Consider the following 25,163-nt stretch of genomic DNA (forward strand, 5'->3'; position numbering starts at 1 on the left):
CGGAGAAAATTTACAGATCTCCACTCAAATGCTTGTTAATAGTTAGGATTTTGAACAGTATTTTTGTTAACAGAAATTTCCAATGCAGGTAATGGAAGCGAGTATTGTGCCTTTGAAGGCAACAATTTAACGGCTCCGGAAGTATTTACGGCATCTTCAGGTAATCTTTCTACAGGTAAACTTCTGCGTTTCAAGTCAAAGAACCGATGACCTTCAAAGGCTAATTCCTTAAAGCGTTCGGTATAAATGGCAAGAATCAAATCGTCTTTGCCAGAAAAATTTACTGGGGTATAGTCTTTTATTCTTGCAGCGCGCAACGCATTCAGATCTCCGGCTGCATTACCTGTACTTTCCGCTTCGGCTTCTGCCCTGATTAAATACATTTCGCCTGTGCGGAACATTTTCAAATCTGCCAGCCCCGGTGAAAGCTCAGTACCAGCATATTTGTTCACCAGGTATTGAGATTTCTTTACTCCCCTGGTATTATCAAATTTGATATAAGCCTGATAACGGACATCATTTTCCTGATCAAAAGAATTGATCAATTTAAATGAAGGTGCATATAAAACTATATTTCCGGTTTGACGGTAAAACAAATCACCCGTCCTTGTTTCATCAGGCATCCTTTTTAATTTCCAGATCACCTCATTACTGGCAGCATCAGTCCATATACCTGGAAACTGCTCTGCTGTTGCCAGCGGCATTAAATTGATGGCCTCAGTAGCATAGGTTATGGCTTCTGCCCAGTTTTTCTCATACAATGCCAACCTTGCCTGTATGGCTGAAACCGCAACTTTAGTTACTCTTGTTTTATCATCAAAAGATAACGGAATTAATGCTTTGGCAGCTACAAGGTCAGCTTTAGCAGCAGCGACTACCACTTCAAAAGGATCTCTTGCAGGGTAACTGATTACTGAAGTCTTCATGTAAGGAACTCCCAGCGCGCCGTTTTGATAGGCCGATCCGTACATTCTGAGCAATTCGAAATGACAAAATGCTCTTAAAGCCAGTAATTCTCCACGGTAGCGGTCTGCGGTTACTTTATCAGTAATCGTAAGCTTATCCAGCCCGGTCAGCACCCTGTTTATTCTGTCTATAGCTACGTAATAGTCATTATAAGATCCGGTAACAGATCCATTATCAGCAGTATAAAGCCATCTGTGCGCATCTGTATTGCTTACTGTATTTTCTGCAGGCAGCATTACTTCGTCAGAAATAATAGCATTTACGCCTATCAAAGTAGAATTCAACTGTCCATAAACTCCGATCAGTCCTAAATCGACATCATTCAGGTTTCGGTAAGCTTTCTCCGCATCTATCGTATCTGTGGGTTTTAAATCCAGTTTGGTACAGGAACAAAAAAGTAAGAACAGAGAAAGTATTAAGGTATATTTTATAGGATTAATCATGGCTGTAATTTTAGAAGTTAACACTAATTCCTGCGGTATATGTTCTTGCATTCGGATATTGGAAAAGACCCGCAACACCGTTATTTTCAGGATCCAATCCTCTCCATTTGGTCCAGGTGACCAGATTCTGTCCCTGGATAAAAACCTTTAAATTGCTGAATACCTTTGTCTTCTCCATCACCGCTTTAGGCAAGGTATAACTGATATTTACGTTTCTCAACCTCAAAAAAGAGGCATCCTGGATGTCTTTTGAAGTGAAATTTCTTGGGATATCAAAACGCTGTAAAGTTTTCATATCACCAGGCTTCATCCAGCGGTCGTCCAGCATCCTGATCGATTGGTTACTAGTTGCATAACGCTGATTTTCATTGTAAAAATCTTCATTGTTCCAGCGGGAAACACCCGATACAAAAGAGAACAACGCACTTGCAGTAATCCCTTTCCAGCTTAAACTGGTATTGAATCCTCCTGTAAATGAAGGATATAAACTTCCTGATTTCGCTACACTCTGGGTATTGGAATTATAAGTAGTGGTGATGCTTCCATCCAGGTTATAATATTGTGCTTCACCAGTCTGTGAATTCACACCTGCCCATTGTGGCGCATAATAAGATCCATAAGGTAAACCAACTTGTAAGATTCTTGTATCTCCGTCAGGGTAAGAATCCGCAACGTCTGTTACATGAAGCACTACGTTTTTATTGTAACCAGCATTTACGCCAACAGTCCAGGTGAAATCCCTGGTTTTTATAAGATCTCCACTCAAATCAAACTCTACCCCTCTGTTTCTCATCTTTCCGGTACTTAAACTCAACAGTGGAAAGCCAGCTGTTGCTGATGGCGGCTGATCGATGAACATATTATTGGTAATTTTATTATAGTAATCGGCCGACAGGCGTAATCTTTGGCTTTTGAATAAAGCAAGCTCAAAACCCGTATTGAATTCATTCACATATTCCCAGTCAAAATTGGAGTTACCGGCAGAAACCGGGCTGATTCCTGGTTTACCTCCATAAGTTACATTTGCGCCATAAGTTGGCAGGTATAAGAAATCTCCGGTTCCAAAAGGACTTGCAGAAGTACCGTAACTGATTCTGAAGCTCAATGCTGAAATGAGTGCGCTATTTTTCAGGAAATCTTCATTTTTAGCATTCCAGTTGGCTCCAACTGAGTAAAAGCCATGCCATTTATTTTGAGGTGCAACTTTTGTAGATCCATCATAACGGTAACTTCCGGTCAGGGTGTACTTGCTGTCATACGTATATCTCGCCACACTCATGAAAGAGGCCAATGCACTGCTGGTTTTTGAGCCACCTACATTCGGCAGATAATCTATACTATTTGTAATTCCAGCTGGTGTTTCTGGTAAACGGCCGTCTAGTCCAAAGCCAGTAAAGCCAAAAGAGTTGTAATTGTTATAGACATATTCGTAAAAAGCAGAAGCTTCAAAATCATGTTTTTCATTGAAAGTTTTAGCATAAGTCAAACCTGTAGTAGAAATGATATTGAAATTCCTTCTTGTTCCTTCATCAAACCGCCCTTTCCCCCCCAATGTATTGGTATTGCTGGTAGATCCATAATAGGAATCCGGATTGATATAAGCCTGATCGGTTGAATTTCTATAATCTATACCCGCTCTGGTTGTAATTTTCAGTTCTGGCAGGATCTGATAAGCTAAAGCCACACCAATGATAGATTTTAACTGATCGGTTTTGCTGGAAGAATTAAATAAGCGTTCCAATGCCTGGCTGCCCTCCCGCTGATCTGCAATAAAATACTGATCCTGATTACCCGGATGAATCAAGGTACCATCGGGTGCATAAGGATTCTCATAAGGAAGCGCGTAATAAACGGCAGACATAGCTGTTCCACCTCTGCTACTGCCTTCTCCTTCAGTAAAACTCTGGTTAGAATAGCCAATATTCAGGTTTACATTTCCCGAAAATTTATCCGATTTAAAATCAAGATTACTTTTCAGCGCATATCTTTCCAGCCCCGTACGTTTAGCAACCCCATCTTGTTTATAATAATTCAGCGAGTTATAAAAACGTACGTTTTCGTTACCGCCACTCACACTAACTTGTTGCTCCTGGAATTTGCTTTGCTGATAGAATTTATCCCTCCAGTCAATATTGATATTTCTGATACTATCTAAAATACGATCTGCCCTTTGTCTGAAAACTGGCGTTCCTGAAATATAATCAGGATTTTTAGGAGAGTAAGTCCATCCTGGCCCAAGGTCCCTTCCAAAATCAAGTCCAACACCTTCTTCAAATGATAAACGCTGCGCAGTGTTCATCATGGTAAATTTAGGATCGGTCAGCTTGGAAAAACCGTATTGAGAGGTATATTGTACCTGGATTTTACCCGCTTTCCCTTTTTTAGTCGTAATAACGATTACTCCATTGGATCCTCTTGATCCATAAAGTGCTTTGGCAGAGGCATCTTTTAATACAGTCACATTCTCAATATCAGCCGAATTGATAGTTTGAAAGAAACTGGCTTCAATCGGTGTTCCATCCATAATATATAATGGTGCAGAAGATCCGTTTACACTCCCGACTCCGCGGATGACCACCGCAGCACTTTGTCCCGGCTGTCCTGAACTGGAAATAACGCTCATTCCTGGTACCCTGCCCTGTAAAACCTGATCGAAAGTCAGCCCTGCTACATCGTTAATTTTCTCCGCAGTAACCAGGGTTGCTGCACTTGCTGATTGTGTACGTTTATAGTTTGTATAACCTGTAACTACGACTTCCTGTAAGTTCCGGTTATCGCTTTTTAAGATGACATTGATTGTACCTCCACCCGCCGGAAGCGTCTGTTTGATATAACCAACATAAGAAAATTCAAGGCTTGAAGTGGCATCAGGTACGCGGATTGCATAATTTCCCTTAGTATCTGTTGTTGTGGCTACTGTTGACCCGGTCAATTTAACAGATACCCCCGGTAGTGGCAACCCGGTTTCATCTTCTACACGGCCGGAAACGAGCAAATCATTTTGTTTTTTTACCGCCGGATAAATAACGACAAGATTGTTTTCCTTGAGTACGTAGGTGAGCCTGGTTTCCTTTAAAATAGATTTCATCGCTTCATCCAGTGAAACCATATGAAGGTTTAATGAAGCCTTTTCTTCATTAGATAAGGTTTGATCGCTGTAAACGAACCGGTAGTCTGTTTGCTGTTCGATCGATTTCAACAGGTTTCTGATGCTGATATGATCAGCACTGATGGTTATTTTCTGTTGTGCAAAGCTTGTAGCCGACACCTGCAGGCACATCAGCAGTAAAATGAAGCCTGTAAGTTTTGTTCGCAGCATCATCCTGCTGCTGATCAAAGACTTACCAGATCTTTCTAAGCGTAAAGTTTTTCTCATATTGGTTAGTTTAAGGTATTTGATATAAATTATATGGGTAGTCAGGATTTTGTTGGTAGTTCTGGATTTATTTACTCAGGATAATCCTGTTTTGTTCTGTTTTAAATTTAAAGGGGTAAGCAGTTTGCAACGCTTCAAGAGTCTTTATAATGCTTTCATTTTCAAAAGTTCCGGAGTAACGGTAAGCTTTGACCTCCGGATCAGCGATATAAATTCCGATGCCATACCAGCTTTGTAGTTTTTCTGCAATTACAGTCAGCGGTTCATTGTCAATAACCATCGGTTGATGAATCCACCTGGTTTCTTCAGATTTGTTGGTCTGCGCATTACGGTTAAGAGCAGAAACCCTGAATATATTTTTAAGGTCATCATCTTTAAGATCAGGGGCACTATGAAATGATAGTTTTTCATCAGGCTTCAGCAAGACCCGGTACCCGGGATATCTTTTCGAGGCAACTTGTACACTGCCATGAATCAAAGAGGTTTCAATCAAACCTGAATTCGGATACGCTTTGACATTAAAACTCGTTCCCATTACTTTGATATCGTTAAAAGGAGTATGTACAACAAAGGGATGTTTTGCATCATGTTTAACCTCAAAAAAGGCTTCTCCTGTAAGCCAAAGTTCTCTTTTGACAGGATTAAAGTTTTTAGTCAGTTTGATTTCACTGTTCTGATGGAGCGTAATTAATGTACCATCCGGCAGGATTACCGTTTTTCTGGGTACATGGCCGGAAGAAAAAACTGATGCAGCTAATGGTTGTTCAGTCCAAAGATTTCTTGAGGATGAATAGTTGTGCTGAATAAAATAAAGAGAAACCAGGATGATTATGGCGGCGGCGGCAAAGCTCCTGTATTTATAAAAACCGCCAGGCGTTTTTAAAACAGGCCTTTCATCGGAATATAAGAGTTTTTCAGCATTAGTAATGTTCTGATCAGGAACAAATTTCAGTAATTGTGCAAATTCTTCCTGTTGTTTGAACCCGGTTTTTAATGCCCTGACCTGTTCTAACCTGCTTCCCTGCTTAAGTGTCAGGATATTTACCAGTTTTTTCGCCTGTTCTATATCAAATGCTCTTTCAGGCAAATTATTCATCCAATCTTCCCACAAAATATGATTTTCCAGACTTATTCCAAGACAATAACATTGAAAAGACTCATTACAAACCAATTCTTCTATTAAAAAATCATCGTCAGGAAGTTCCATATATCCATTTTATCTTATAGACGTAAAAATCAGTGGACTTTCCTAAGAGAAATGCATATTTATTTTCAAAAAGACGTCTTATATTTATTTAAGTATCTTCCTTAGTATTTTTATCGCATCGTAAATTGTATTGTAAGCAGTTTTTATGGTTTGAGAATTCCGTTCTGCAATCTGTTCATAGCTTAATCCTTCAAAAAATTTAAGCTGGATTAACTCTGATTGCCTGGGTGTAAGCTGTGAGATGGCAACTCTTAATTTATTTTTGAGTTCTTCATCCTGTTGTATACCAATCATGATCTCTTCATAGGATAATTCGTTCATGGCTTCTCCTTTTCTCATTTTATTAACTGCGGTATTTGTCCGGTCAATATAAGCCAGCTGATCCAGCATACATCTCCTGAGAGAAGTCATCAGATAGGATTTCACGTTTTCAACCGGATTGAGCCGGATTCTTTTATCCCATAAATTTAAAAACACCTGATTAACGCAATCCTTGACTAATTCATCGTCAGGATTAATCTTTAAACCAAAGCGGATGAGATGGAAATATAAATTATTATATAACCCAAACAATGCATTCTTGTCCCCAAGCAGCATTTGTTCCCAATAATTCTTATCCTGTTCTGTGGGTAGCATAAATCGAACTGAATATATGCATTTAAGGTAAGATATATTTATATGGTTTGAATTTCGCAACTAATGGGTTGAATTGTGCAAACTTCTGCCTTGATATCCGGGGTACATTTGTCTTACAAAAAACACAAATTATGGAAAATCAAAAAGTATGGTTCGTAACCGGGGCCTCCAAAGGATTAGGGCTTACGCTAATTAAACAATTATTAGCTCAGGGTAATCTGGTAGCTGCAACTTCCAGAAGTATAGAAGAATTAAATGCAGGTGTGGGCGCTACGGAAGCTGAAAATTATCTGCCATTAAGCGTTGATCTCAGAGATGAGGAAAGTGTTGGACAGGCTGTAGAAAAAACAATCAGTCAGTTTGGCCGTATTGATTTTGTAGTGAATAATGCAGGCTATGGACTAACAGGTAGCCTGGAAGAATTAAGTGACCAGGAAGCAAGAGGGAATTTTGACATCAATGTATTTGGTTCGTTAAATGTAATCCGTAAAGTAATGCCGCATTTACGCACACAACAATCCGGACATGTTTTCAATATCTCTTCTATAGGTGGTTTTACAGGTTATTTTCCCGGATTCGGAATTTACTGTGCTACAAAATTTGCAGTACAGGGTTTCACAGAAGCACTGGCAGCAGAGGTTAAATCTTTCGGGATTTATGCAACAATTGTTTCTCCTGGATATTTCCGCACTAACTTCCTTTCTACAGGTTCTTTAAATGTACCTAAGCACCAGATTGAGGCCTACAAAGAAGTTCGCGAAAGTCAGGATCAGCACCAGCACCTGATTGATGGCAACCAGGCAGGAGATCCTGAAAAAGCAGCCGCAGCAATTATTAAAGTGGCAACTGAAGAAAATCCCCCACTGCATTTATTTTTAGGACAGGACGCTTATGATCTGGCTTATGCAAAAATGGATGCTGTAAAAGAAGATCTTGAAAATCTAAAGGAGATGATCACTTCAACTGGCTTCTAATGGCTTCCGGTATAAAGCTGTCCCTCCCGTCCATTCCAGCTGTTTGGCGGGAGTATCAGTTTACTTCATTCTTTCATCCAGCCGGTCTAACCTGAATTTCACCATCAGGAAGTTTAAAAGTGGCTCAGTAACTGCCGATCGCACTTTTTCTATCAATGTACCACCTAAAAACAATAACACGGCGATTAAAAACAGCGTAATATACACACTTCCCAGGGTATAAGCTGTCGCAATTCTGTTCAGATTATCAGTCAGAAAATCAGCCGATCTTGGATGTTCATGAATCAGATAAGTGGCTAATACCGAAGAGGAGAAGAAAGAAATCCGGGTATAAGATATTTTGAGGTTCTTAAATAAAAAGAAGAAAGAAATGGCTGAGATTAATACCAGCGGATTATTATAGAAAAATGCCCGCCATGCCATACCTATACTCAGGTATTTCATACTGGTAAAAAATAGTCCAAAGATCAGCAGGGAGCAAATCACATAAATACAAAAATAAAAGACCTTTCCCTTTTTGAAGTCTATATATAAACTAAAAGCCTGTCCGTAAAAATAAATGCAGATAAAGCTGAATAAAGAATATCCATTCAACACACCTAATGAATCAGGATTAAGTGTATAACCCACAACAAAGTTAGTAAGTGTTAATACACCTAAAATATATAGAAACTGAAATTTAGATAAGTGTTTAGCTGCCAGATTAAGAAAGGGGCTTAACAGGTACAGGAAAAAATACGTCGTGATAAACCACCACTGACCATTGGGCACAGACAGCAAACCATTCAAAATAGTATCAAAAGACAGACTTTCCCCATTCAGCAAACCGAATACAATATCAATTCCAATGCTATAAGTGACGGCTTGTATAAATAGACTCAGAATTGTCTTTATCCTGAATTTTATTCCGTAATAACCAGAGATAAATATAAAGCAGTTGACTGTCATAATCAGAAAACTATCAATAAATAGTCCCTGTAGTGCATCGTGATTGATATGCGTGCTTTCTGAGGTATATAAAAGATGGAGACCTCTGCCACGCATTAAAAAGTGATGACAAACGATCATAATCATCAGGACTATCCTCAACAATTCGACATTGAGTTCTCTGGGTTGCTTCACCTTGGTATTGGTATTCATTGCTGGCCCGCCATTATTTAGCGGCGGACACAAAGGTATTGTTTTTAAAGAAGTTCTGATCTTAAAGAAGCTCTGATATATAGCATACCAGAGCTTCTTAAGGAGTTATTGAGGTAAACCGGCTAAGAAATTCAAGATATCCTGACTAATTTCCTTCACGTTAGTTTCTAATGCGAAATGTCCTGTCTTATAAAATTTCACTATTGCATTTGGATTATCGTTTTTATACGCTTCTGCCCCAGCTGGTAAAAAGTATGGATCTTCACTTCCCCAGACAGCCAGCAACTGCGGTTTACAGGTTCTGAAGTAAGCTTGAAAATCGGGGTAAAGCGCAACATTAGTCCGGTAATCTTTCAATAGATCAAGCTGTATTTCTACATTACCCGGGCGGTCAAGAAAATGCTGGTCTAAAGTATAAGTTTCAGGTGCGATCAGTGCGGGATCGCTTACCCCTTCAAAGTATTGAAATTTAGTAGATTTCAGACTCATAAATTCCTTCAGGTCATTCCGGTTTTCAGCAGATGGATCCTGCCAGTATTTTTGAATAGGATTCCAGCCTTTGCTCAATCCCTGCGCATAAGCATTTCCGTTTTGAGAAATAATCCCAGTAATTTTTTCAGGGTTAGCAAGCATCAGTCTGAAGCCTACAGGAGCTCCGTAGTCAAACACATAAATAGCAAAACGTTTCAAAGCGAGTTCATCAATCAATGCCTGCATAGTTTGAGTCAGGTGATCAAAGGTATAGTCAAACTGATCGTGAGCTGGTGCGTCAGAATATCCAAAACCAGGTAAATCTGGTGCGATCACATGATATTTTTTACTAAGTTCAGGTATCAGGTTTCTGAACATAAAGGATGAAGTTGGAAAGCCATGCAGCAGCAGGACTACAGGCGCGTCTTTTGGCCCTGCTTCACGGTAAAATATATTTACCCCATTGACTTTGATGTTTTGGTAATGAACTGCTTCTGTTTTCATGATTGTTGTTTTTGAATTAACGCGGTTAATAGACTGACCTGAAATCTGGCTGGCTGTTAATGTGATTATTGCAGTCAGTAACAGGCTTATATAGTGTTTATTATGGTACATAATTTCTTTATATGATTTTATAATTCAAAAGTAATCCATATATTTAATCTTTAAAAACGATTAATACAGATACTAATAATCACAATTAATGATTCATTATGAACACTAATGATTTTAAAATATTCGAAGCTGTAGTAGCAAATGGAAGTTTTACCAGGGCTGCCGAAGCGATGTTTACTGTTCAGTCTAATGTGACAGCAAGAATTAAAAGTTTAGAAGACGAATTTGCCGTTTCACTGTTTACAAGAACTTCAAGAAAGGTTGAATTGACTGCCGCGGGTGAAACACTGATGCATTATTTTAAACAAATAGGGCAATTAATAGAAGAGGCGAAAAGAGAGTTAGCTCAAAGTGATCAATTAATTGGTCAGCTTAGAATTGGCTGTATCGAAACAACGATGGCTTTGAAAGCGCCTGATATGATCAATAAATTCAACGAAATGTACCCGGAGATTGAGCTTGAATTTAAAGCGGATATGTCTTCAAACCTGATCAATGCTGTACTTAACTATAAATTGGACGCTGCTTTTGTAGCTGCACCAGTTTCGGTACCTGAGCTGGCACAGCAAACAATTAAAGAAGAACAACTGGTGATGGTAGCTTCTGCTAAGTATAAAAAGATGGAAGAGCTTATTCAGGCTAAACAAGTGAAAATAGTTGTATTCGATCAGGGCTGTAATTATAGGGCAAGACTGGAATCTTGGCTCAGCTTTAAAGGGGTTGTCAATTATAAACGTATCGTGGTTAATTCTTTAGAAGGCATCATAAACTTTGTGGAGGCTGATCTGGCCATCACCATATTACCGGCTGAGTTAATTGAACAGTATTATCAAAATAGAAAATTAAAGACGTTTTCTATTGGTAAGGAGCTTGGAACATCGTCGACTATCCTTGTTTATAGAAAAACGAGATTAAAGGATAAATTATTGACAGCTTTCCTGGAAATGTATTAAAAATCAAAGCTCATCCTGTTCAGGAAAACAATACAAGATGCGACAGTTAATAGTAAGACTTCTCAAAAGCTCTGCGAACTGGCCAATACATTCATCAACAACGCTCCATTTATCAAAAACAAGAGCTTTCCTAATTAATTCTTAAAAAAATTACTTAGAATTAATTCCATAAACTAAAATCAGTTTACCCTAATCAGGCATTTTTCAGCCTTCTGTTATCATCACCTCCAAATTAACACTTCAGTTAAATAAAAACAGTTTAAAAATACCTATTGTTAATTGGACATTAATTACATAGCTTTAGTATGTAAAAAATTAAGAAAATTAACATGAATACAACTATAATACAACCAATAATTAACCAATAAATTATCAACAACCAGAATTATGAAAAAAAACTATCTAAAAAACCTCTCCAGGAAAGCTTTCATTTTGCTTTCAGTAATTACAATTGGACTTTGCAGCTGCAAAAAGGAAAACGTAGCAAGCCGGCAGATTGAAACCAGTGATCATACTAAGAATGACCAGATTAGTATTAAAAATGGCAGGCTAAGGCTCACAAACATTGCATTTACCAGACTGATGAATGAATCTCATGAAAAAGAATCAGTTGAAGTAATCAATGCTGTAGTGAGAAGCATAAAAGGGCATTCAAATTTTATTTCATTAAAACAGGAAATCAATAATTATAATGCCACGGGTAAAATCAGTGAAATTTCTATCGGCAACCATATCAAAGGAGCCGTTCTATACCCTCAAGATCCAGGTGTACCAATTGAACCGGGTTGTGGCTATTGTGTGCCTGTAGACCCTATCAGACCAATTTTAGCCCTGGACAGCCTGGTAGAAGACCCTTACTTCGCCAGCGTACTTAATCCGGAAGGCGAAGTACAGGTTGATAGCAACTTGTACAAAGTAACTGAATATGGAACATTTGTACTACCACCAGCTGATAAGGCTGAAGTTGACAGTTTAGTTGCAAATCTGGACAATGGCCTGATAGATCTGAGTACAGTTTTAATCCCGGCAAATGAAGAATTAGAATCCTTATTCAGGATAAGGAACAAACCCAGGATCCGTTTATTTGATACTTATGGCAAAGGTGGTGGAACACCTCCTGCCCCTCCGGTGGTAAGTACTATTGTAGATTTCCCTGTGGGTGAAAATGTATTTGCCAATGTGGCTTATTTTGATTTTAATGATGCAAAAACCTGGGCAGGAAAACTCCTTCAGGGAGTTTTCGGAAGAGATCATTATAATGATTTCAGAACAGTTTCCAAAAGAAGGATGAAAGTAAACTTTTATTCAAAAAACTGGTTAATATTTGCTTCAGTAGGTGTGACCTCAAGACTACAAAAGAAAGTTTTTATTGGCTGGGGTGCCGTGGAGAATATGGACGAGATGAGATTAGGCTGGAGTAATATGATTATTAAACTTAATGTTCCACAAATTGAAGATCCTACTAATCCTGCACCCGTTGATTTCTGGAATACAGCAACGAAAGTTTTAACAAGCAGGATAAACTTCAACTTCAACCAGGATCAAAAAAATTACCTGGTCTATAGAGTATCAGATATCATAGAATTTGACAAATATAAACATGTCCTGCCTTTTGATCTTCAGAATGCTTTAAATAAGCTTATAACTAAAACCAATAATTCAAAATTAGATGGCAGCAAACTTCTGGAATCTCAATTGGATAAACTGGCTATTGAACGTCTGGCTAAAATCGTACAGACTTTTGTAGAAGATAAAACTAAAAAAATTGCTTTTACAACTGCTCCACGTGGTACAGGTATTGATCAGATTTTAATTCCAACAGACTGGGAATATAAATACAGTAATCAAAAATGGGGAGAAATGGATAAAACATTTGATTGGGCAACTGCTATAGTTGGAGCTTCATACAACCCGGCAACCGGTCAGACCAGTGGTATATTCAAGGCCGCAAAAACTATCCAGGTAATGAATGCCGAGGTCATGGGGCTTGGAAAATTAAATGGAGAATGGGTTGGTGTTGGTGTAGTGAAAAAATAAAATAATCTGCTTGTCAATACCTATCTGGCGTTAGGCCCTTTAAGGCTAACGCCAGATAAATTATTCAATAAAGTACGGTAAGTCTGAAATTAAGGCTTTTCTGCAGTCAGATAATCCCAGCTGGCCTTAGTCAGTTCAGCAATGATTAAATCACTTGCTTTTTCATCTTCCTTAGTCATGGATACAAATACAGCAATGGCAAAATGTTTTCCATTTGGCAGTGTGACAATACCAATATCATTTGTGGCTGTTGTTAAACCGGCTGCATTGGCCCCGGAGTTTCCTGTTTTATGTGTAACAGTAGTACCAGCAGGTAACAACCCTTTAATCTTATTGGCCCCGGTAACGGTTTCAGTCATTACTTTCCATAAAAAATCGTGCGAAGTTTTAGAAAGAACCTTTTGACTATAAAACAACTTTAACAGCTCTGTAGCAGCAACGGGAGTTGTCCAGTTGGTAAATTGTACATTTTCATCTTTATGCATCTGCTCTTCTGTAGCCACTATAGCTACTTGTTTAACGCCCAGACTATGAATATACTGATTAACCTTTACAGGCCCTCCTATTAATCTGAACAGGATATCACAGCCATTATTATCACTTTGTGAAATGGTATAACTTAAAATTTCTGACAGCGGTATTTCAACTTCTCCATTTGGATACTTATCTCTCAGCGGACTCCAGGTATCTGGCAGCAGATCACTCTTTTTAACCATGATCTTTTGATCCAGATGCAGTTTACCTTTATCTGCCTGGTTTAAAATTGCTAAAGCAAGATGGAATTTGTAAACGCTTTGCATCGGCAGATGTTTTGTTCCATTCACTGTGATTGTATCCCCATTCTGCAAATCTGTTAATGAAAATCCAATGGTTGCAGCATGTGAACCTATAATATCCTGAAGCCTTTTCCGCAGCTCATTTTTTTGCGCAAACCCACTTACTGAAACAGTCAGTAAAAGTCCGGCAATAATCATTTTTTTTAATGTAACAAATCCTTTCATAGGATAAAATAACGCATAATTTACCCTCAGTGTATGTCGTCTTTCGATAAATTTATTTACAAAATTCATCAGGAAATTCTTATTTACACTTATAGTTCCGGCTAACTTCCTCAGTATAAAATGTCTGAAAATTAAAAAAAATACTAAGTCACCACTTTTGAATAAAATATCCACTATATTGCCTTTTAGGAAACATCCTTAACTACCTACAATGAGAATTATTTTACTTAAAGCTAATTTAAGGCAGGTTTTCCCCGCCCCAACCTGCATTACGTTCCAGGCTGACGCTCACTGAATACTAAGAATAGATCATTCACATCCCGGCAATGGAAAGTAAAGACAACGTCAAACACAGAAATAAAGAACAGACCAAAAGAAAACTTCTTCAGGCCGTAGGGGAAATTATTATAGAAAAAGGGTATTCAGGTTTAGGCGTGAATAAAATCGCCAGTAAAGCAGGTGTGGACAAAAAACTCATTTATCGTTATTTCGGAGACGGAAACACATTGGTAGAAACCTATATCCTGGAAAAAGATTACTGGCTAGGTTTTGCAGACAGATTACAAGAATTCAATGAGATCAAATCCCCCGATCAGGCAAAAGAGGTTATCTCAGTCATGCTGGAACGCCAGTTTACCTTCTTGTATGAAGAAGAGACCATGCAACATATGGTTCTGGAAGAACTGACTTCAAAAAGTCCATTAATGGCAAGCATATGTAATATCAGAGGAAACATAGGCGCAAGTTTACTCAAACATACAGATCCCTATTTTAAAGATTCTGAAGTGAATTTCAGGGCAGTAAGTGCGTTATTGGTATCGGGTATTTATTACCTGGTTTTGCAGGCCAAAATTAATGGTGGAACAATCTGTGGAATTGACATCAACAGTGCCGAAGGAAGAGAAGAAATCACAAAAACGATCCACCACATTATTGAATGGGCTTATGAGGCTCCGAAAAAACAAACTAAAGAAAACTAACACACAATTTTCAATAAACGCCAGAAATACCATGAAATATGAACTACAGGAATTCAAGTCGCTGGTTGACGCCTTACACGAAAGTGAAGGGCTGGAGACCTGGATGATTGAGCAGCGTAATCCTATTGAAAATATAGCCATAGAGGCTATACGTATTTGCCAGATATTTAAAGCTGTTAGTCTGCAAAATGATGCAGTACTCTTTACCAGATATTTCCATCGGCATCAGCATGAATTGGTTACCATGGCCGAACGGGTCTATACTTTCTTAAACGCTCAGGAGCTGGATGATAACGAAGACAATGATGGCGAGCTTACTTTACAGCGTCTTTACAATGCACTGGTAAGTATCCTGCAATTTATGCAGACACAACTGAAGAACTTCTTTAAAACTGATGGAAAAGTTCCTTACAGTTTTATTGAACAGCATCAGTACCAGGAGGAAACAAACCATCATTTCATAGAAAAAACCTTACTCGAACGAAGTATCAATAGAACTATTGTTACCCATTTGCTAACCGTTTTGAGATTTGAGGACCAGCAACCTAATGAAGAAATATCATTTGCGGTTTATACTTATATTTTGAGAGTACAAAAGGAATTGCTGCTCTATTTACAGGGACAGGATGATGAAACCAATAATTACAGGATCCTTAAACTGCTTACGACCTTAAACTTAAACAGTATCGGAATTTACGAACATTTTCATGGGGTAATCAACGATCATCAATTACCACATTTTAAACTCCCTGGCTTTCAAAAACCAACCGATCCCATTAAGATGTCTTTATTACTGTTCATTATCACTGAAATTAATTCTTTGCACGCCTTGAAATTAATTGCAAAAGAGTTGTACCCTTTAACCAGCTAAGAAAAATAAAACACCTTCAGCAAACATTATATTCTCATATTCTTTACCACATTATGCATAATTTGAGTTAATTACATAATGTTGCAAACAAAAACAAAGCCTTCCTCTACAATTATCAGTGCGCGCACGTCGACCATGCTTGTTTTTTTAGTGTGTGGATTAGGGGTGGCCAGCTGGGCTCCCATCGTTCCCTATGCGAAAGAGCGTCTAGGATTTAATGATGCAAACTTAGGATTGCTGCTGCTGTTAATGGGCGCTGGCGGTTTGACCACCATGCCAATTACCGGAATTCTGATCCGAAAATATGGCAGCAAGAATATGATGCTGATGGCTATTATACTGTTAGCGCTCATACTCCCCTTGCTTTTGATCATGGATACCCCATTAACAATGGGGCTTACCCTATTTACTTTTGGTGCAGCTATAGGAACAATTGATGTGGCTATGAATGCCCAGGCTATTCATATAGAACGGCATTATTCACAGCATATCATGTCTTCTTTTCATGGATTGTTTAGTCTGGGCGGAATTCTGGGACCGCTTTTTATGGGTGGGATGATCAAATTCGGACTACAGCCTATTATTGCTATAGGGATTATTTCAGTTTTACTGCTGCTGATTGCACTCAGTCAGTATAACTCCCTATTGTCATCAGACCAGGAATCAAAACATACGGAACAAACAAAATTCTCCTGGCCAGGGCGCGCAGTAATTTTTCTGGGCCTGATGTGCTTTATTGTCTTACTGGCTGAGGGATCAATACTGGACTGGAGTGCTGTATTTTTAAAAGATGTCAGGAATTTTGATGCAGCTACTGCCGGAGCCGGTTATGCCGCATTTTCAATTGCAATGACAGTCATGCGTTTACTGGGTGATCAATTAGTGGATAAGGTAAGTCCACAAAAAATAATCTTGTTTGGGGCAGCAATTTCATCCTCAGGATACCTTGTGGCGGTATTCAGCCCATGGGGATGGCTTTCTTTAGCAGGTTTTGTATTGGTTGGGCTGGGTGCAGCGAACATTGTTCCTGTTTTATTCAGCGCAGCCGGTAAAATAAAAGATGTCCCTGCCTCAGTATCTTTACCTATAGTCACCACGATAGGTTATACTGGTTCACTGGCAGGCCCGGCAGGGATTGGTTTCATTGCTTATTCCAGTTCTCTTTCGGTTGCGTTTTGCTTTATTGCCTTACTGCTGCTTATTGTGAGTATTTCTTACCGTCAGCAATAGATGTATGTAAAATTCTTATGAAAATCCTTACCTTGATAAGATATAATTAATGGAAACACAGGAACTGATGATGAAAAAGTATTTATTGATATTTATTTCAGTAACAGGGCTCTTTGCTTGTGTTAACATAGCTCACAGAAGAGCTTTGTTTGATGCACAGCTGGATGTTTTTAAGCAAAATGATAGCTATCATGAAGTACAGACTGCCACGAAAAAAAGCCTGAAAAAATGGGTTGCTGAAGATCTCAGGGATATTCAGGTACTCAAAAAATGCAATTGGAAATTGGATGATGCTGTTTTTTTTAACAGTAAAAAGGACAGATGTTATTTACTATTGCTTCTTCAGGACAAAGATACCCTGGCTAAACAGGATTATGTTGATGTCATATATGGTGCTTTAGAAAAGGAAAAATGGAATATCTATTTTACCGGTCTTTCCACGATGGTATTTTCCAGAGATAAGTATAGCAAAGATGACCATGAACCTATTGCTATGGCAACCCTTTCTTTATTAAGCAGGGAAGAAATCCTTCAGGATTATTATAAAGGAAACAGGCATATTAACGATGAATATGTAAATAAGGCTTACCCGGAGTTAAAAAAGAAGCAGGAAACTTTCCTTAAGAAGAAGCACTAACGTTATTAATTCAAAAGAATTATTTATTATTTTTCTGACAAACAATTCCTGCATTTTATTGTTAATGGATACATAACAAATAACTAAATAATAAAGATGAACAAAACGATCTTACCTCTCGCTCTGCTGGGCTTAACCCTTTCTTTTGGAATTCATTCTGCTTCAGCACAAATTAAATTAAACAGTAAAGGTCTTGGTGCATTACAAAAGGGCGTAAAAGCAGCTACCTTTTCGGATGCTGACGCAGCAAAACTTGCTGGTGAAGCTGTAACCTGGATGGATCAGCACAATACTGTGGCTGCCGCTAAAGATCCTTATACTGTCCGCTTGAACAAGATCTTTTCAAAACATGAAAATGAAGGCGGACTTAAGTTAAACTATAAAGTATATAAAGTGAAAGACATCAATGCTTTCGCTTGTGCAGATGGTAGTGTACGCGTATTTTCTTCTTTAATGGATATCATGAGTGATGATGAGTTATTAGGGATTATCGGCCATGAAATTGGACACGTTGCCAATAAAGATACCAGAGATGCCGTGAGAAGTGCTTATAAAAGAGAAGCCATATCAGATGCAGCATCTTCTCAGTCAGGTGTGGTGAATTCACTTTCACAAAGTCAGCTGGGAAGTTTCGCCAATGCACTTTTAGATAGTAAATATAACCGTAAACAAGAAAGTGAAGCTGATGACTATTCTTATGAGTTTATGAAAAAACATAATTACAAAGTAACTGCTTTAGCAAGTGCATTCCAGAAATTCGCCGATATGGAAAAATCATCTGGTGCTGAAAAAACTAAAACAGAAAAGATGTTAAGTTCACATCCTGATAGCGGTTCACGCGCAGCAAAAATATTAGAAAAAGCTAAAAAAGACGGCTTGTCAAAATAAGATATTATACTGATCAGCATAAGCTGTTATAAAAAAGCCGGGTTTCAGACCCGGCTTTTTTTTATACATTCTCCTGTACAATAGCTTTCTTAGTCGTCAATGTCGCCCCGGCACTGGCAATAATCACACAGACAACTGCCAGCCACTGATTAAACGTCAAAAATTCATGCAATAGAACCAGTCCGTTTAAAGCTGCTACAGCTGGCTCCAGACTCATTAAGATACTGAATGTACGCGCAGGCATTTGCCGCAGCGCATTGATTTCAAGTGTAAATGGTATGGCGCTGGACAAAAGCGCCAGTGCAAGTCCCATTAAAAGAAGAGTTGGTGTTAAATGGGTTAATCCCCCGCTTCCAATGCCAAATGGTGCAACAACCAGGGTAGCGAATAACATACCTACCGTAACTGCGTCTCCCCCATTCATAATCTTGGAGATTTTTCCACCCATCACAATATAACCTGCCCAGAAACCTCCTGCAGTCAGTGCTAATAAAACACCGATGAGATCAATTCCTTTACCGGTCCAGGGTGCGATAAGTGCAATCCCAATTCCGGCCAGTAAAATCCATAAATAGTCAGTGATGCGTTTAGATCCGAATATGGCAACAATTAAAGGCCCTACGAATTCAAGTGTAACGCCTAAACCAAGCGGTATCCGCTCAATCGCCATATAGAAAATCAGGTTCATTAATCCCAGGGATACCCCATAAGGAATCACTGCTTTCCATTGTTTAGCAGTAAGCTGAGTTAGATTTGTCCGGTTAACAGCCATCAGGATAACGGCCGAAAGACCAATCCGTATAAAGGCTGTACTTTGTGCTCCTAAAATAGGAAACAGGCCTTTGGCAATTGCAGCCCCGCACTGTACACTGATAATTGATAAAAGAACAGCAGGGATTGGTGGTAAAGTAAAAGATTTATTGTTATTCATTTGCGGCGCAAATTTAGCTATTATTTTCCTCAATTAAATCAGAGTTGTCTGATCAAAATCGGAGGAAAGGCTCCAGCATAAAATAACAGGACACTTTAACAAGTATAACTGGTCGTAGTTGAGAGGGGGTTGAAAGGGCCAATGGCCCTTTCAACCCCCTCTCAACTACGACCAGAATATGATCCGGAACAGACCTTCTTTAATCCTTGCTATTCAGTAATAGCGGTATAAGGTTTATCTTGTTTCATTACCTTTTTACGGTAAGCCCAGTAAAATACAATCGGGAATATAAACAGGTTAAATAAAGTATCAGAAATTAATCCCCCAATCACTACTGTAGCCAGCGGTTTTGAAGTCTCAGAGCCGATACCTGTTGACATTGCTGCTGGTAATAATCCAATAGCTGCCATCATTGCTGTCATCACTACCGGACGAATACGGGATTCCACACCAATTCTAAGCGCATCAATAAACGTCCATTCAGGGTGGCTATGACGCATTTCTTTAATATTTGATTTGAACTTGGTGATCAATATAACCCCATTCTGCACACAAATACCAAATAAAGCTATAAATCCGATTCCTGAAGAAATACTAAAGTTTATACCCGTAAGCAGCAATGCAAATACCCCGCCCACAATCGCAAACGGTACATTATTTAATACAAGTAATGAATCTTTGATTGTTCCGAATAAGATAAACAGCACAAAGAAAATCAACAAGATACTAACCGGTACAACCTGCGTTAAACGCTGCGTTGCTCTTTGCTGATTCTCAAAATCCCCCGCCCATTCTATATGATAACCTTTTGGCAATTTGACCTGGGCATTGACTTTATCCTGCGCTTCTTTAATGGTACTGCCCATATCGCGGCCCCTTACAGAAAACTTGATGGCACCATATCTTTTGTGCTTATCGCGATAAATCAAACTCGGCCCAACCAGTTTTCTGATATTAGCAATTTCCCGCAGCGGAACTTTATTCCCTGAAAGTGTTGGTACCCGCAAATCACCGATTGCATTCGCATTGTTCCTGAAGCTTTCAGGATAACGGATCCGCAGATCAAACTTACGTTCACCTTCGTAAATCTGTGTGGCTGCTTTCCCGCCGATTGCCGTTTCAATAACCGCCCCCGCATCTGCAGTAGTTACCCCATAAAAGGCCATTTTTTCCTGATCCAGATCAATCCGCAATTCAGGTTGTCCGAGGTTCCGCATAATACCAAGATCCTCCACTCCCTTAATGTCTTTCATGATCTTGAAAATCTTCTCTTCTTTATCTTCGACAAATTTAAGATCATCGCCAAATAACTTCACCACGATAGACCCTTTTACACCGGATACAGCTTCTTCTACGTTATCAGAAATTGGCTGAGAGAAGTTGAGATCAATCCCCGGAAAGAATTTCAGTTTTTCCTGCATTCGCTGGATCAATTCAGGTTTACTCGCTTTACTTTTCCACTGATCCTGCGGATAAAGATCTACATGAAACTCCAGATTGTAGAATCCTGTGGCATCTGTTCCATCATCCGGACGGCCTGTTTGAGAAATGACCTGTTTAACTTCAGGAAAGCTTCTGAAGGTTCTGCGCATATCATTGGCCAGCTTCACAGATTCACCAAGCGAGGTACTCAGCGGCCCTGTTGCCCGCACATAAATAGTTCCCTCATTGAGTTGTGGTAAAAACTCTGTCCCTAAAAATCTGAAGCAGAAAAGACTGACTGCCAGGATGATAATAGCGACTGGAAAAGCTATTTTCCTGCCTTTAAAACAAACATTGAAAAGTCGCATGGAATTGCGGGTGATCCATTCTACAAAGAAATTGCGCTTTTCACGAACATTCTTATTCAATAGCACACTGGCCATGACCGGTACCAGGGTAAAAGTCAGAATTAATGCGCCCAATAGTGCAAAACCCAATGTCCAGGCTAAAGGAGAAAACATTTTACCTTCCACCTTTTCAAAGCTGAAGATTGGCAGCAAACCAATAATGATAATCAACTTCGCGAAGAATATACCCTTACCATTAATCAGACAAGCTTCTTTAATCATCCCCAGTTTACTGAGTTTGTTGAACTTCTCCATCCCCTCTTTCTTCGCCCGGTGATCCAGTACTACAAAGATACCTTCCATCATCACCACTGCTCCGTCTATAATAATCCCAAAGTCAATCGCCCCCATCGAGAGTAAATTGGCAGACATGCCTTTAAATTTCAGACAGATAAATGCAAAAAGTAAAGCCAGCGGGATTACAATAGCCACAATAATTGTAGTTCGCCAATCGGCCATAAACAAGAACACGATCACAGTCACAAAAATAATCCCCTCGGCCATATTATGCAGCACCGTGTGCGTTGCAAAATCTACCAGATCTTCCCGGTCATAAAAAGCATTGATCTTTACATCATCCGGCAGAATACTATTGTTCAGTTCATCAACTTTGGCTTTAAGGCTTTGAATCACATCATTTGTATTTCCACCTTTCAGCATCACCACAATTCCCTCTACGACATCCGGGTCACCATCACGGCCAACCTGTCCAAGAGGCGGCAAGCTGGATGCTGTAACTTCACCAATGTTTTTCACAAAGATGGGTGTCCCCTTCACATGGTCAACGATGATATTTTTAATCTCATTGATATTGTTCAGTAAACCAATCCCTCTCACTACATAAGCTTGTCCGCTTTGCTCAATCACATCACCACCTACGTTGATATTACTTTTGGAAACAGCTTCGTAAACTTCCAGCGGTGTAACGCCGTACTGCACAGCTTTTTCAGGATCAATCGTAATCTGATAGGCTTTAGTCGGGCCACCAAAACTATTCACATCTGCTACACCGGGTACAGCACGTATTTCACGCTCTACTACCCATTCTTCTAAAGTTTTAAGTTCTTTAACAGACTTCTTGCTGCTGGTTAAAGTATACCTGAAAATCTCACCCGTTGGCCCGTAAGGCGGTGAAATCTCGGGCCTGGCTCCTTCAGGTAAATCGGCGTCACCTAAATGATTATTTAATTGCAAACGCGCATAATCATATTCGACATTGTCTTCAAAAGTTACTTTGACTACCGAAAGACCAAATAAAGACGAAGATCTGATCGATGTCTTTTTCTGCGCCGGATTCATCGCTATTTCCAGCGGCCGGGTTACAAACTTCTCTACTTCTTCTGCACTTCGCCCGGGCCATTGAGTGATAATGGTCAGTGAGGTATTCGTTACATCCGGAAACGCATCTATTGCGATGCTTTTAAAACTGAAGTATCCTCCAACCAGAAGCAGGAACGTCATGAAAAATATAAAGAACTTATTCTTAAGAGAAAAAGCCAGTACTGATTTAATTACTTTATTCATTGCTTGAATTTAAACGGGTTAAGCGGATCATGTTATTTCAGAGATTCGTACAGGAACAACTGTCTTGACGCTATAATCTGATCACCGGGTTTTAAACCTGAGCTGATATAGGCCCGGTCTTCCACACGCTTGGAAACAGTAACTGGCTGTATACGTACCTGCGATTTACCCTCTTTGACCACCACAAAATTCCGGTCATTATCCAGTACAATTGAACGGGTATTAATCATTGGCAGGTTCTCGCCAGATTTTGCCTGTACCACTACATTCGCAAACATTTGCGGTTTCAGTAAATTACCCGGATTACTGATTTTCACACGCGCACGCATTAATTTATTGTCCTTGTCTATCATATTGTAGACTTTATCTATTTTCCCGGTGAAAATTTTTCCGGGATAAGCCAGTGTAGTAATCTGAACCGGATAACCCGTCTGTACGCTCGTGATATCAGACTCGTAAATATTGACAATGATATAAACTGAAGAAAGATCAGCAATGGTAAACAGGTTTTCTGTATTGTCAGCTCTGACCTGCATATTACTGGTGATATTTTTCTCTACAATATATCCGCTGATCGGCGCTTTAATCAGATAACCACGCTTGTCACTTTTATTAATTGACATCACTGAATGTGCACGGCTATTTTCTGCTGATGCTTTTTGATAGTCTGATTTTGCCTGTTCCAGATCTTTACCCGATGCCAGTCCGCTCTGATACAAATCTTTTGTAGCTTCCAGTGTTCTTTTCGTATCCCTCAAATCTGCTTCTGCACTAATCAGGTCTTTTGAGAAGCCAGCAACTTCTACACTGTGCATACTGGCCAGGGTCTGCCCTTTGTGCACTACATCTCCCAGCAGTACATTTACATTCTCAGTGATCCCGCTCACCATGGGATAAATTTTAGCTACTTTATTTTCATCAGGCTCTATCGTACCGGTCAGGGTGAGCTGAGAAACTGCGCTGGCCTGCTGCACAGTATCTACTAACAGACTGCCCAATAAACTATCTGTGACTTTAAATTTATTATCCTCAGGCTTTGAGGCTGCATCATGACGCGTGCAGGACGAGAACAGTAAAGTGGCAGTACCAAATGCAGCTGCCAGCGCAAATATTTTATAAGTATGCATATCAAGAGATTATTGCTGATTAAAGAATGGAGTAGCTGTAACGAAATTCAACTGTTCTAAAGAGCTGATGCGGTTAAGCTGTAAATTGTTCAGCTGGATCGCATTGGTTTTATAAGAGTCATAGAAATCAAGGAATTCAAGCAGGCCGATATTGTGTTTCTCATAACTCTTGTAAACCTCTCCGATGAGGTGTGTGAAGTCTGCTTTAAACTTAGGATCAAAGCTGTTATAAAGCCTTTCCAATCTGTCCGCAGCCTGATAACTATTATCCAGATCGTTTTGCAGCTGATCTTCCTGTTGTGCCAAAGCATTTTTGCTGACCTCAATTGCCACTTTTGCCTGTCTGATATTTCCCTGGTTCCGGTTAAAAAGAGGAAGAGGTATACTGATCCCAAGCCCGGTGTAATTAGGCGTATAACCTGCAAACCGGTCATAAGTGACCGACATTGTGACGTCTGGTATCGCCATCGACTTTTGCAGCCGGAGGTTGAGGTTACTGGATTCAATCACCGAGTGCGACAGTTTTAAGTCATACCTGTTGGTATAAGCGGAGTCAAGCAATTTTTTATAGGAAACCTGCTGTAATACATCTTTGCCATCCAGATTGAATTCAAGCTGAGGTACAATATGTACGTTAGCACTAGTACGGGTTAGCAATTTAAATTCGCTTTGCATATCATCGATACCATCTTTCAAATCATTTAACTCTGATTGAAGCGTGTACAATTGAGATTGAATCCTCAATACTTCTTTCAGCGCAATATTCTCTTTGGCGTATTGCTGTTTGAATCCAGCCAGTGTTTTAGATAGAGAGCTGATCTCCCTGGCATATACTTTTGCAGATTGTTCCTGATAGTAGATTTTATAGAAATCTGTTCTCAAAGTATATTTAAGGGTACGCAAAAGATCAAAAAGCTGAAATTCTGCCTGCTGTACGCCCATTTTGGCGAGCCGGATATTCTTGTTCCGTTTACCCGCAGTTTGAAAAAGCTGGGAGATACTTGCCGCACGCTGTCCGGTTTGTTTACTGACATCCAGTAGCCTCTTGTTTGCGGAATTGTATAATATGTTCTCATAGGATACTTCCGGGTTATCAAACAAGCGGGCAGTAATCACCTGCGCCCTGGCATCGTCAATATTATACTGACCAGCTATTAAACTCAGGTTATTTTTGAGAAACAGCTCTTCGGCCTGTTTAATCGTGATATTTAAGGAATCACGCGTATCGTTTTTGCCATCATCCCTTGCTATTACTGAATCAATTCCGGTAAAACCACAGAGATTTACCAGCAATACAGGGAGCACAAATTTAAATTGCATAGCTTTA

The 25,163-nt window shown here is 39.4% G+C and carries 19 protein-coding genes; 8 read left to right on the forward strand and 11 right to left on the reverse strand.

What is annotated here, in order from left to right; translation table 11 throughout:
• Positions 1-35 precede the first annotated feature (35 nt).
• From AB3G38_RS09010 to AB3G38_RS09025, 4 genes are all read right to left on the reverse strand, one after another.
• Complete coding sequence (locus AB3G38_RS09010; protein WP_367868162.1) at positions 36-1,460, reverse strand: RagB/SusD family nutrient uptake outer membrane protein; 1,425 nt, start codon at positions 1,458-1,460, stop codon at positions 36-38.
• Positions 1,420-4,785: a SusC/RagA family TonB-linked outer membrane protein gene (locus tag AB3G38_RS09015; RefSeq protein ID WP_367868163.1), complete on the reverse strand. Its 3,366-nt coding sequence runs from the start codon at positions 4,783-4,785 to the stop codon at positions 1,420-1,422. Before AB3G38_RS09015 ends, AB3G38_RS09010 begins: the two co-directional genes overlap by 41 nt.
• A 67-nt stretch (positions 4,786-4,852) precedes the next feature.
• Positions 4,853-5,992 carry a FecR family protein gene (locus tag AB3G38_RS09020; RefSeq protein WP_367868164.1) on the reverse strand — a complete coding sequence of 380 codons (1,140 nt, stop codon included), beginning with the start codon at positions 5,990-5,992 and terminating at the stop codon, positions 4,853-4,855.
• 84 nt (positions 5,993-6,076) lie between these two features.
• On the reverse strand, positions 6,077-6,628 hold the full coding sequence (locus AB3G38_RS09025; RefSeq protein WP_367868165.1) for an RNA polymerase sigma factor: 552 nt from the start codon (positions 6,626-6,628) through the stop codon (positions 6,077-6,079).
• Positions 6,629-6,759: 131 nt separating this feature from the next.
• Between AB3G38_RS09025 and AB3G38_RS09030 the strand changes: the two genes are divergently transcribed.
• A complete protein-coding gene (locus AB3G38_RS09030) occupies positions 6,760-7,602 on the forward strand; it encodes an SDR family NAD(P)-dependent oxidoreductase (protein ID WP_367868166.1) in 843 nt (280 codons plus the stop codon).
• 60 nt (positions 7,603-7,662) lie between these two features.
• Here AB3G38_RS09030 and AB3G38_RS09035 read toward each other — a convergent pair whose 3' ends face one another.
• Together AB3G38_RS09035 and AB3G38_RS09040 are read right to left on the reverse strand one after the other, a co-directional pair.
• The gene (locus tag AB3G38_RS09035; protein WP_367868167.1) at positions 7,663-8,742 is read right to left on the reverse strand and encodes an acyltransferase family protein; all 1,080 of its coding nucleotides are present in this window, start codon (positions 8,740-8,742) and stop codon (positions 7,663-7,665) included.
• Between the two features lie 105 nt (positions 8,743-8,847).
• Positions 8,848-9,717, reverse strand: coding sequence for an alpha/beta fold hydrolase (locus AB3G38_RS09040; RefSeq protein WP_367868168.1), 870 nt, complete (start codon positions 9,715-9,717; stop codon positions 8,848-8,850).
• 209 nt (positions 9,718-9,926) lie between these two features.
• Here AB3G38_RS09040 and AB3G38_RS09045 point away from each other — a divergent pair, with 209 nt between their 5' ends.
• Both AB3G38_RS09045 and AB3G38_RS09050 read left to right on the forward strand, forming a co-directional pair.
• Entirely contained in the window at positions 9,927-10,781 is an 855-nt protein-coding gene (locus AB3G38_RS09045) for a LysR family transcriptional regulator (RefSeq protein ID WP_367868169.1), read from the forward strand.
• A gap of 387 nt (positions 10,782-11,168) precedes the next feature.
• On the forward strand, positions 11,169-12,818 hold the full coding sequence (locus AB3G38_RS09050; protein WP_367868170.1) for a hypothetical protein: 1,650 nt from the start codon (positions 11,169-11,171) through the stop codon (positions 12,816-12,818).
• 89 nt (positions 12,819-12,907) lie between these two features.
• Here the strand turns inward: AB3G38_RS09050 and bla are convergent, their stop codons facing one another.
• Positions 12,908-13,819, reverse strand: coding sequence for a class A beta-lactamase, subclass A2 (gene bla / locus AB3G38_RS09055; protein ID WP_367868171.1), 912 nt, complete (start codon positions 13,817-13,819; stop codon positions 12,908-12,910).
• Between the two features lie 326 nt (positions 13,820-14,145).
• Between bla and AB3G38_RS09060 the strand changes: the two genes are divergently transcribed.
• The 5 genes from AB3G38_RS09060 to AB3G38_RS09080 all read left to right on the forward strand — a co-directional run bounded on the left by AB3G38_RS09060 (position 14,146) and on the right by AB3G38_RS09080 (position 18,425).
• The gene (locus AB3G38_RS09060; protein ID WP_367868172.1) at positions 14,146-14,799 is read left to right on the forward strand and encodes a TetR/AcrR family transcriptional regulator; all 654 of its coding nucleotides are present in this window, start codon (positions 14,146-14,148) and stop codon (positions 14,797-14,799) included.
• A 31-nt stretch (positions 14,800-14,830) separates the two neighbouring features.
• Positions 14,831-15,670 (forward strand): hypothetical protein, encoded by an 840-nt coding sequence (locus tag AB3G38_RS09065; protein ID WP_367868173.1) that lies wholly within the window; start codon positions 14,831-14,833, stop codon positions 15,668-15,670.
• A gap of 78 nt (positions 15,671-15,748) precedes the next feature.
• Positions 15,749-16,900, forward strand: a complete 1,152-nt coding sequence (locus AB3G38_RS09070; RefSeq protein ID WP_367868174.1) for an MFS transporter — start codon at positions 15,749-15,751, stop codon at positions 16,898-16,900.
• Positions 16,901-16,949: 49 nt separating this feature from the next.
• A complete protein-coding gene (locus AB3G38_RS09075) occupies positions 16,950-17,537 on the forward strand; it encodes a hypothetical protein (RefSeq protein ID WP_367868175.1) in 588 nt (195 codons plus the stop codon).
• Positions 17,538-17,633: 96 nt separating this feature from the next.
• Positions 17,634-18,425, forward strand: coding sequence for a M48 family metallopeptidase (locus AB3G38_RS09080; RefSeq protein ID WP_367868176.1), 792 nt, complete (start codon positions 17,634-17,636; stop codon positions 18,423-18,425).
• A gap of 61 nt (positions 18,426-18,486) precedes the next feature.
• Here the strand turns inward: AB3G38_RS09080 and AB3G38_RS09085 are convergent, their stop codons facing one another.
• The 4 genes from AB3G38_RS09085 to AB3G38_RS09100 all read right to left on the reverse strand — a co-directional run bounded on the left by AB3G38_RS09085 (position 18,487) and on the right by AB3G38_RS09100 (position 25,156).
• Positions 18,487-19,356: a DMT family transporter gene (locus AB3G38_RS09085; protein ID WP_367868177.1), complete on the reverse strand. Its 870-nt coding sequence runs from the start codon at positions 19,354-19,356 to the stop codon at positions 18,487-18,489.
• 209 nt (positions 19,357-19,565) lie between these two features.
• Positions 19,566-22,709: an efflux RND transporter permease subunit gene (locus AB3G38_RS09090; protein ID WP_367868178.1), complete on the reverse strand. Its 3,144-nt coding sequence runs from the start codon at positions 22,707-22,709 to the stop codon at positions 19,566-19,568.
• A gap of 32 nt (positions 22,710-22,741) precedes the next feature.
• Entirely contained in the window at positions 22,742-23,836 is a 1,095-nt protein-coding gene (locus AB3G38_RS09095) for an efflux RND transporter periplasmic adaptor subunit (RefSeq protein WP_367868179.1), read from the reverse strand.
• Between the two features lie 9 nt (positions 23,837-23,845).
• Positions 23,846-25,156, reverse strand: a complete 1,311-nt coding sequence (locus AB3G38_RS09100) for a TolC family protein (protein ID WP_367868180.1) — start codon at positions 25,154-25,156, stop codon at positions 23,846-23,848.
• Between the last annotated feature and the right edge of the window lie 7 nt (positions 25,157-25,163).

Origin of the sequence: Pedobacter sp. WC2423 (assembly GCF_040822065.1) — a bacterium.
Classification (GTDB): Bacteria; Bacteroidota; Bacteroidia; order Sphingobacteriales; family Sphingobacteriaceae; genus Pedobacter.

What these genes read in the sequence shown, in the direction of transcription:
- AB3G38_RS09035 (WP_367868167.1), bottom strand. Translation starts at nt 8,742, where the DNA reads ATGAATACCAATACCAAGGTGAAGCAACCCAGAGAACTCAATGTCGAA.
- AB3G38_RS09020 (WP_367868164.1), bottom strand. Translation starts at nt 5,992, where the DNA reads ATGGAACTTCCTGACGATGATTTTTTAATAGAAGAATTGGTTTGTAAT.
- bla (WP_367868171.1), bottom strand. Translation starts at nt 13,819, where the DNA reads ATGAAAGGATTTGTTACATTAAAAAAAATGATTATTGCCGGACTTTTA.
- AB3G38_RS09070 (WP_367868174.1), top strand. Translation starts at nt 15,749, where the DNA reads ATGTTGCAAACAAAAACAAAGCCTTCCTCTACAATTATCAGTGCGCGC.
- AB3G38_RS09050 (WP_367868170.1), top strand. Translation starts at nt 11,169, where the DNA reads ATGAAAAAAAACTATCTAAAAAACCTCTCCAGGAAAGCTTTCATTTTG.
- AB3G38_RS09030 (WP_367868166.1), top strand. Translation starts at nt 6,760, where the DNA reads ATGGAAAATCAAAAAGTATGGTTCGTAACCGGGGCCTCCAAAGGATTA.
- AB3G38_RS09065 (WP_367868173.1), top strand. Translation starts at nt 14,831, where the DNA reads ATGAAATATGAACTACAGGAATTCAAGTCGCTGGTTGACGCCTTACAC.
- AB3G38_RS09080 (WP_367868176.1), top strand. Translation starts at nt 17,634, where the DNA reads ATGAACAAAACGATCTTACCTCTCGCTCTGCTGGGCTTAACCCTTTCT.
- AB3G38_RS09085 (WP_367868177.1), bottom strand. Translation starts at nt 19,356, where the DNA reads ATGAATAACAATAAATCTTTTACTTTACCACCAATCCCTGCTGTTCTT.
- AB3G38_RS09010 (WP_367868162.1), bottom strand. Translation starts at nt 1,460, where the DNA reads ATGCAAGAACATATACCGCAGGAATTAGTGTTAACTTCTAAAATTACA.
- AB3G38_RS09095 (WP_367868179.1), bottom strand. Translation starts at nt 23,836, where the DNA reads ATGCATACTTATAAAATATTTGCGCTGGCAGCTGCATTTGGTACTGCC.
- AB3G38_RS09045 (WP_367868169.1), top strand. Translation starts at nt 9,927, where the DNA reads ATGAACACTAATGATTTTAAAATATTCGAAGCTGTAGTAGCAAATGGA.
- AB3G38_RS09060 (WP_367868172.1), top strand. Translation starts at nt 14,146, where the DNA reads ATGGAAAGTAAAGACAACGTCAAACACAGAAATAAAGAACAGACCAAA.
- AB3G38_RS09040 (WP_367868168.1), bottom strand. Translation starts at nt 9,717, where the DNA reads ATGAAAACAGAAGCAGTTCATTACCAAAACATCAAAGTCAATGGGGTA.
- AB3G38_RS09090 (WP_367868178.1), bottom strand. Translation starts at nt 22,709, where the DNA reads ATGAATAAAGTAATTAAATCAGTACTGGCTTTTTCTCTTAAGAATAAG.
- AB3G38_RS09100 (WP_367868180.1), bottom strand. Translation starts at nt 25,156, where the DNA reads ATGCAATTTAAATTTGTGCTCCCTGTATTGCTGGTAAATCTCTGTGGT.
- AB3G38_RS09015 (WP_367868163.1), bottom strand. Translation starts at nt 4,785, where the DNA reads ATGAGAAAAACTTTACGCTTAGAAAGATCTGGTAAGTCTTTGATCAGC.
- AB3G38_RS09075 (WP_367868175.1), top strand. Translation starts at nt 16,950, where the DNA reads ATGGAAACACAGGAACTGATGATGAAAAAGTATTTATTGATATTTATT.
- AB3G38_RS09025 (WP_367868165.1), bottom strand. Translation starts at nt 6,628, where the DNA reads ATGCTACCCACAGAACAGGATAAGAATTATTGGGAACAAATGCTGCTT.